Below are 7,359 nucleotides of genomic sequence, written 5' to 3'. Positions count from 1 at the left end.
ATATGCCTCAAAAGCATGGAATCACAAAGCAAGCATCATGGGAATCCTGAATCTGATCAGGGGCGACACGCTCTAGAGCGAGTATTTTTCTACTGCCTTGCCATCGCCGCCTTTTTTGAAACACGCGACACCAGGCCAACCAGCGGGAGCAGCAAAAGCAACGTCAGCGAACCGTACACGGCAGCGGGCGTGGCATAGATTGGAAAGCCCGAAGGTTCCCGCCACATCATAGCCCCAACTGCAATGCCAAGGGCGCTGTTCTGCACACCGATCTCAAAGATCAAAGTGATACGGTGCGGCAGAGTGAGCCTTACTAGGCTACCCATTCCGACGCCAAGAGCAACCAGAACGCAAAGCAGCGCGAGAAGTTGCCATCCCAGTGCAATCATCGCCGCATAAAAAACAGGGATACTTTCAATGATGCTCCATCCCATGATGAGAACGAAGACAATGAGCGAGAATCTGAAGAAAGCCCCGCCATGACTCTCCGCGAAGTTCGGGGCAATATACCGCAGAAACATGCCCAGAACGACTGGTAAGGTGCCGATCAGCGCTACCTGCACTGTGATGGCCTGGATTTCGGACGCGTTGCCATCGGTCCCGACGAAATAGCTGGCAGCCAGCACCGACAGGCTGGGCAGGGTTGCGATCGAAAAGACATTTGTGAACGCGGTCATGGATACAGAAAGCGCAACGTCACCGCCGGAAACCTTTGTCAGGATATTGCTGAGAGCCCCACCTGGGCAAAGCGCAAGGATCATGATTCCTAAAGCAATGTCTCTCTCCGGCTGCAGCAACATCAGAAAGGCAAAAACGAATAACGGCACCAGAACCACCTGGGCTGTCACACCGACCAAAAACGCCTTTGGTAAGACTAAACATTCACGGAAATCGTCCCGTGTCACGCCAAAGCCTATGCTGACCATTATGATGAAAACCGCAGCGGGGATCGCTATATTAACGACTGGTTCCAAAATACTAGGCCTACCTTAGTTAGACCAAAGTGCAGACATCAATGAACTTCGCAATACAATTGCAGCTGTCCCAAAGCCAAACACTGTTCAGGCAAGTATTCTCCTGCTGGTTTCTGAACCGGTCAATTCAAAACTATTCTGTGTCATCACAGATAGCTAATTATGCATTGGACGGCGCGTCAAGGATAATCGAAAAATCTCGCAAGCGAACGCTTCGTCAGAGCCTATATTATTGGAAAGATATTTCTAGAGGTAGCAATACAACACGCTAAAGATCCGCTGCGCAGCATCAACTACGCCACAGATAGAGACGACGCGTGACAGATCCATTAGCCAGGATGAGCCATGAGGAGCAACATTCGCATGCAGCTCCTTACCAACACGCCAAAGTTGCTAGCCAGAACCTTCAAGGACCGGAGCCCAGCATGATCACATGTTTTCACGTTATGACCCGTTGGTCGATCGCCCTGATCCTTTCGCTGCTGGTTGTGATGATACCACTGACGGGACAGGCGCAGACGGCCGCCCCGAGTGCTGACGCGCAAAACGGTGCCGAAACCCAGGCCTACCCGCCCCGGCTGGATGATCTGAGCATCGGGCTTGCCGAGTTTCGGCTGCGGCTCCTGCCGCTCACAGTAGATGAGCTCATGCCTCTTGCCGAAGCATGGCGCGATAACGCGAAAGATGCCACACAGGCGGTTGTCGAGCAATTGGTGCAGATTCGCGATGAAGGAGCGGAAGCGACCGAAGAGCAGAAACAGGCGCGCAGCGCGCTCGTGGAACAGCGCAAGGCCGTATTCGACAGATACTCTGCCGTTGTTTCCAGTCTGGAAGTCAAGGGCGGAGATCCCGCTTTGGTTGAGCGGCTTCGAACCTACAAGAGCGCGATCACTGTTGAGGAAAAGGCCAATCTCACCGCAACCGAAATCATGAATGATGTACTCGATTGGATCGTTTCACCCGATGGCGGGATCCAGGTCGCGTTGCGCATAGCCGTGATCATCGGGGCGTTTCTGGGTCTGCTGATCGTTGCGCGGATCGCCAAAGTCTGGGCGCGCCGGATATTTGGGCGCATCCCGAACCTTTCGAAGCTGTTACACGGCTTTCTGGCGATGCTAGTGTACTGGCTTACCATCGCGATCGGGCTGATGATCGTGCTGGCCGCCTTGGGCGTCAACATCACGCCGCTCTTCGCACTGGTCGGGGGTGCCTCTTTCATCATTGCCTTTGCCATGCAGGACACTCTGGGCAATCTGGCCGCTGGATTGATGATCATGATCAACCGGCCTTTCGATGAGGGGGATTATGTGAACATCGGCGGCAAAGGCGGTACTGTAAGGAAGGTATCAGTCGTCTCGACGACAATCGCCACGCCAGACAATCAGGTTATCATCATCCCAAATTCCAAGGTCTGGGGCGACGTGATCACAAATGTTACTGCGTCGGAAACACGTCGCGTCGATATGGTTTTTGGGATAGGTTATGAAGACTCGATTGAGAGAGCGCAGGAGGTCCTGGAAAGCGTGGTGTCAGAACATCCAATGATTCTATCCGACCCTGAACCGCTCATCCGGGTCAACGAGCTTGGCGAAAGCTCAGTTAACTTCATTGTAAGGCCTTGGGTCAGAGCACAGGATTACTGGGAGGTCTACTGGGATTTAACGGCGAAGGTTAAAGAGGTTTTCGACGCCAATGGCCTCACAATCCCCTTCCCCCAAACAGAGATGCGTATCAAAGGAGACGCCGCCGGAAACAAGGTCCTGACCGCACCGCGTTCGTGATACGTAGGTGACGGCTCGCTAAATTGCACGCTTGCATTCAAGTTTTCGGCTTAACAGCTGACCCGCAGTCCACGCCGGAGCCACAAGATCAGATCGAGAAGCTGTCATATGACGACGCCTGTTGTATGTCCTTCAGCGTTTTCACAAAGCGCCTTAGGTTTGGAGACCAAGTTTGATTGCGGCGCCAGATAAGTCCATATTCCATGGTCAACCAAGGCTCTGAAATGGGCAATGTGACTAGGTCGCCCCTTTTTAACTCATCAGCTATGAACGCAGCTGGGGCAACACTGATCGCACGTCCCTCCTTGACCGCCGCAACCATTGCCGAGAAATTATCAACGCAGATAGCCGGTACAAAATCACCTGTAACAGGATCAACCCGCCCTGCAGCCCCAAGGTTTCCGGGGAGTAGGTCAAGCCATCTATTTTGAGCCAAAGTCGTTGCCCACGGAAATTGCATCAAGTCGATCCAGCTCAGGATGGTTTGCTTTGCAAGCGGATGTTGTGATCCACAGAAGAATAGTGCCGATCCGCCACCGAGCACTTCAGAAGCAAGTTCTGGATATTCTTGCGCGGACCGTGTATCAGTAATGGCAAGATCGCTGCGTTTTTCGATAAGGTCCTCAAGGCATGTACGCCAATCCCGGATAAACAATTTGCCGTTGAAAGTGCGATCTGAACTGGCATGGGTGGAGAAACCTAATAATCCTATCGCTTCAGCAGCGTATGGGCCAACAGAAATACGAACTCCACGCTCATCTTGATGACGTTTCGCTTCAATGGATTGCAACATGTCATCAAACGCTGAGATCAGATTGTCGCTACGCTGTAAAATTATTTCTGCATAAACGGTTGGCACGACAGAGGTACGTGTTCGCTCAAACAGTTCGACGCCAAGCGTGTCTTCTATGCGTAGCAATGCGCGGCTCAATGCGGACTGGCTCATGCAAAGTGCCTCTGAGGCCCTAGCAAAATTGCGATGCGCATCCAGAGCCTTCACAATCTTCACGTGTCTGATGTCGCGCATTCCTGTCACCGTCCTTAGAGGCGAAGTATGAACCAAACCTACATTATAAGTATATATAGTCTTAAAATGAATCCATCAAATACTGGTATGCGTTTAGCAATCGTCAGATGTATCCTCTCCGTGACCTCGACGGCTTTTCCGTTTGCCCCGCAGTTACCCCACCACGCCAGATCTCAATCAAGGGCCAGTATCGTCGGTGCCGGTTCATTCAAAAATAGTGCCTTCGATATCCTCACCAGTCATGCGTGTATACATGTACTGGTTCCAGTAAGGGGTCCAGCAAACAAGGAGCCTGCCGGTTCCCGAGTACACACGCATGCGCGACTGACCTGAAAACATGTTGCGAGGGAAACGCGCGGGGCGTTCGGAACTGAATCTGAGACCGTCGGTGCGTCCGAGCACAAGGCGGCCCTGTGCGCGAAACTGAGCATCCTCGATCCGAATGACTTCGACAGGGCCTGGCGCGTTGAGTGCGACCTGTCCGGGGCCCCACATCGTCGTTTTCCAGACCAGCATTCCATCCCCTGCCCAGAGGCTCGGCCAAAACCGTTCACGATAAAGACCAAGACCCACACCGCCCTCGCTCGCCCAGTAAACACCTGGCTCCAAAATCCAACGTTCGTCTTCCGTCGCCTCGAATACGTGATACCCGCTAAGAGACGGTTGCAGAAAAATGCGCCCAGTCCCGTTATACGATGGCCTGATGCGAACTTCTTTGCTAATAAGTGTTTTGAGAACGTATCCGGCACTGGGAAGTCTGGGCACGAAGTCAATGTTACCTGTCAGGTTGGAAAGCGCACCGTTTCTCGCTCTCACCGTCTCGTTCTCTATGTCTATGACGACCTGGCGCATGCCTTCGACTTCTCGGGTTGCAAAAACAGCCATCAGCCCACCTCGTCATCCCAAACCATTTGTCGATCCCACATCAGCACGAAAGGCTCGGGATCGAGCCCTGAGTCGCCTCGCAACGGATCGTCCAGAACGACAATCACGAACATGATAACTCCGAGATAGAACGCAGAAATCGTGGCCAGCAGCAAATGCTGGTGCAAACGCATCCTCAGCATAACAAGGAGGGTTACGTTCATCGCCGCACCAACCAGCACCGCATACCAAAGAACATCCGGTATCTCGGTCATCACGCCGGTAATTCGTTCTTGTCTGGCTGCCGAAAAATCCTGAAAGGAACTGATTACTGCGTGATGCAAAATGGCCTGACCTTCCGTAACTGGTTCGTAACGGGAAAGAACAGTCCGAATAGCATCGGCACGCCGACTGCCGCCATCCAAGAACTGTCCCTCTCGGTGAGCCTGCCAGTCACGATGGATGGTGAAAAGTGTATAATCACGCATCAGCGTCTTGACTTCGGACCGTATCGGCTCCGGATAACTGTTCAGATCCGAATACAATGAACCCAACAAAGCTGCCTCCGACTGTATCGCCTGGGCAACTCTTTGGTTGTTCTGATATGCCGCAACTGTCAGAAGACCCAGCAGCAGACCATAAAACAGGTTGAACCCCGATCCCCCGAAGCTGACATTATGGTTGAAATCCGGGCCGGTCCCGAAGATTATGCGCAAACTGGGTTTGACGACAATAAGCCCAAGCAAAGCCGCAATGACGGCAGCCATTGAGAAGTAGATCGCAAGTTCGCGAAGTGGTATATCGTAGAGGAATTCCGGCATCACTCACTCTTTGCCAAGACACATTACCCTATGTCACACAAAGATGATGCGAGTGCACGACTTCGGGCGAAAAAAATGAACCTTCAAAGCTTGTATTTACAAAAAATCCTTGCCCTTTTGGCTTTTCTTGCGGCAGCTCCTGCCATGTCGGAAGAGGCCCAGCAAATGGGTCTTCGAATTGTCACATTCGGCTCCGGTCCGATAGATGGGGCATATTACGAAGCGGTAAATAAGGTATGTGCAAGCTTCAACCAGAATCCGATCGAGGGCTACCGGTGCAGTACCGATCCAACGCCCGGGTCGCTCTACAACCTGAACGCACTCAAGCGCGGCACCCTGGATTTCGCCCTTGTACAATCCGATCTGCACCGCGAAGCTTTAGAGACGGCAAGCGGCAGCTACTTTGCCAGGGAGCCCTTGGAACTGCGTAGCGTGATCTCACTTTATCCGGAACCTTTTACGATCCTGGTGCGGAACGACGCCGACATTTCGTCTTTGGCCGACCTTCGCGCCAAGCGTGTGGATCAAGGGCCATCTAGTTCAGGAAGGCGACCCACCGTGGAGCGGGTTTTCGGTGCTCTTGGCATCGTCGGCTCCGATTTCGCCGAACTCACACAACATGCGCTTCTGGTTGCACTCGAGGAGCTTTGCGCTGGCAGTCTTGATGCTGTGCTTCTTGTTATCGGGCACCCGAATAGCGCAGTCGCACGTACCCTGAAGGAGTGCGACGTCCACCTTATAAACGCCTCCGGCTCAAGCCTTCGCAAATTTGTAGCCGATAATCCTGCATTCACCTCTGGAACGATCCCGAGCCATTCCTATCCCGAATTGCTGGAAGATATCAGCACGTTTTCCGTGATGGCAACGGTTATGACCCGCGAGGATGTGCCCTATCAGCTAGTCGAAAGAATGGCGCAGATAATGATCGATCATTGGGAAGGTCTTCGAAAGGCTGTACCGGACTCGGCAGGGATGTCCAAGGATTTCGGCTGGACCGCTGGCTTGACGGCACCGCTCCATGCTGCAGTCGCAACGGTTTTTGACAACCAAGGTTTAGACCCGAAAGCGCCAGTAAATCGGTAAAACTTACGACATCGTTGTTTCATCCCAGATGATCACATTTCTTCTCTGCGATTTCACTTGTAATCGCAACATGGATGCTGATCTGATCCCCAACAATTGGACCATTTTAGCCTGGAGTTTTCCGCTACAATTTCCCAGCTTGGAGGGTAGCTGCGCACGCCAAGAGCCGATACAGACGTGGTCGCGTCACTGACCTGTTGAAAACAACGGCGCCGTCTAGCTTCACGCCGCAAACCTGAAAACTGCCTTTGGCAAGATCAATTGCCAATATGCTAACATCTGACGTGGATGCCTTCTTCGCGTTGTTCCTACGAAACCGTTATGGCACATTCGATGCCGTCGGGGGGCCGGCCCATGCTCAGGAGGCATGGCAGGATCAGATCACCTCGACGCAGAAGGCTGGTTCCGCGTTTCTTTCAAGGTTCAGAACTTGTAGCGCGCCCCAAGGAAGACCGAGCTTGCATCCTGATAGGATGCGGCGTCGGCGTTGTAGTAATATTCCCGGTAGCCGAGATAAACGTCGAGATCGAGGTCGGTGAAGGTCTGCATTGCGGCGAAGCCGATACTCTCGGACGATGAGTTTTCTTCGGAAAGATCGCTTCCCTCGTAATAACTGATAGCGAAGGCGGTCGGACCATGCGACGTAAGATCGTAAGTCCATCCAGCTCTGACAAAGCCGTAACTACCGCCATCGGGATCGCCCCCTGCCGATCCACTGAGATTGAGTCCGGTCGAGTTATGACTGGATCTGGTGTTTGGGCGATTTGAAGGTTGGCGGCGTATCTGGTTGAATTGTTGTTGCGAGACAG

6 protein-coding genes and 1 pseudogene are annotated in these 7,359 nt (G+C 52.9%); 2 read left to right on the top strand and 5 right to left on the bottom strand.

What is annotated here, in order from left to right:
• Positions 1 to 89 precede the first annotated feature (89 nt).
• Entirely contained in the window at positions 90 to 974 is an 885-nt protein-coding gene (locus tag HAT86_RS16620) for a bile acid:sodium symporter family protein (protein WP_269204333.1), read from the bottom strand.
• Positions 975 to 1,399: 425 nt separating this feature from the next.
• On the opposite strand from HAT86_RS16620, the gene HAT86_RS16615 reads away from it, so the two are divergent.
• Positions 1,400 to 2,755 carry a mechanosensitive ion channel family protein gene (locus HAT86_RS16615; protein ID WP_231125955.1) on the top strand — a complete coding sequence of 452 codons (1,356 nt, stop codon included), beginning with the start codon at positions 1,400 to 1,402 and terminating at the stop codon, positions 2,753 to 2,755.
• Between the two features lie 88 nt (positions 2,756 to 2,843).
• Here HAT86_RS16615 and HAT86_RS16610 read toward each other — a convergent pair whose 3' ends face one another.
• The 3 genes from HAT86_RS16610 to HAT86_RS16600 all read right to left on the bottom strand — a co-directional run bounded on the left by HAT86_RS16610 (position 2,844) and on the right by HAT86_RS16600 (position 5,467).
• On the bottom strand, positions 2,844 to 3,782 hold the full coding sequence (locus tag HAT86_RS16610; protein WP_167200573.1) for a LysR family transcriptional regulator: 939 nt from the start codon (positions 3,780 to 3,782) through the stop codon (positions 2,844 to 2,846).
• 204 nt (positions 3,783 to 3,986) lie between these two features.
• On the bottom strand, positions 3,987 to 4,667 hold the full coding sequence (locus HAT86_RS16605; protein ID WP_167200570.1) for an AIM24 family protein: 681 nt from the start codon (positions 4,665 to 4,667) through the stop codon (positions 3,987 to 3,989).
• A complete protein-coding gene (locus HAT86_RS16600) occupies positions 4,667 to 5,467 on the bottom strand; it encodes a bestrophin-like domain (protein ID WP_167200567.1) in 801 nt (266 codons plus the stop codon). Before HAT86_RS16600 ends, HAT86_RS16605 begins: the two co-directional genes overlap by 1 nt.
• A 30-nt stretch (positions 5,468 to 5,497) precedes the next feature.
• Between HAT86_RS16600 and HAT86_RS16595 the strand changes: the two genes are divergently transcribed.
• Complete coding sequence (locus HAT86_RS16595) at positions 5,498 to 6,550, top strand: TAXI family TRAP transporter solute-binding subunit (protein ID WP_167200564.1); 1,053 nt, start codon at positions 5,498 to 5,500, stop codon at positions 6,548 to 6,550.
• A 423-nt stretch (positions 6,551 to 6,973) separates the two neighbouring features.
• Here the strand turns inward: HAT86_RS16595 and HAT86_RS16590 are convergent.
• Positions 6,974 to 7,359, bottom strand: a pseudogene (locus HAT86_RS16590) (hypothetical protein); the annotation flags it as partial.

Source organism: Roseovarius gahaiensis, from assembly GCF_011601345.1.
Lineage (GTDB): Bacteria > Pseudomonadota > Alphaproteobacteria > Rhodobacterales > Rhodobacteraceae > Roseovarius > Roseovarius gahaiensis.
This window is presented reverse-complemented; position numbering and strand designations above follow the sequence as displayed.

Bases quoted from the DNA above. Each gene is read 5' to 3' on its own strand.
- HAT86_RS16600 (WP_167200567.1), bottom strand. From the start codon at position 5,467: ATGCCGGAATTCCTCTACGATATACCACTTCGCGAACTTGCGATCTAC.
- HAT86_RS16605 (WP_167200570.1), bottom strand. From the start codon at position 4,667: ATGGCTGTTTTTGCAACCCGAGAAGTCGAAGGCATGCGCCAGGTCGTC.
- HAT86_RS16615 (WP_231125955.1), top strand. From the start codon at position 1,400: ATGATCACATGTTTTCACGTTATGACCCGTTGGTCGATCGCCCTGATC.
- HAT86_RS16595 (WP_167200564.1), top strand. From the start codon at position 5,498: ATGTCACACAAAGATGATGCGAGTGCACGACTTCGGGCGAAAAAAATG.
- HAT86_RS16610 (WP_167200573.1), bottom strand. From the start codon at position 3,782: ATGCGCGACATCAGACACGTGAAGATTGTGAAGGCTCTGGATGCGCAT.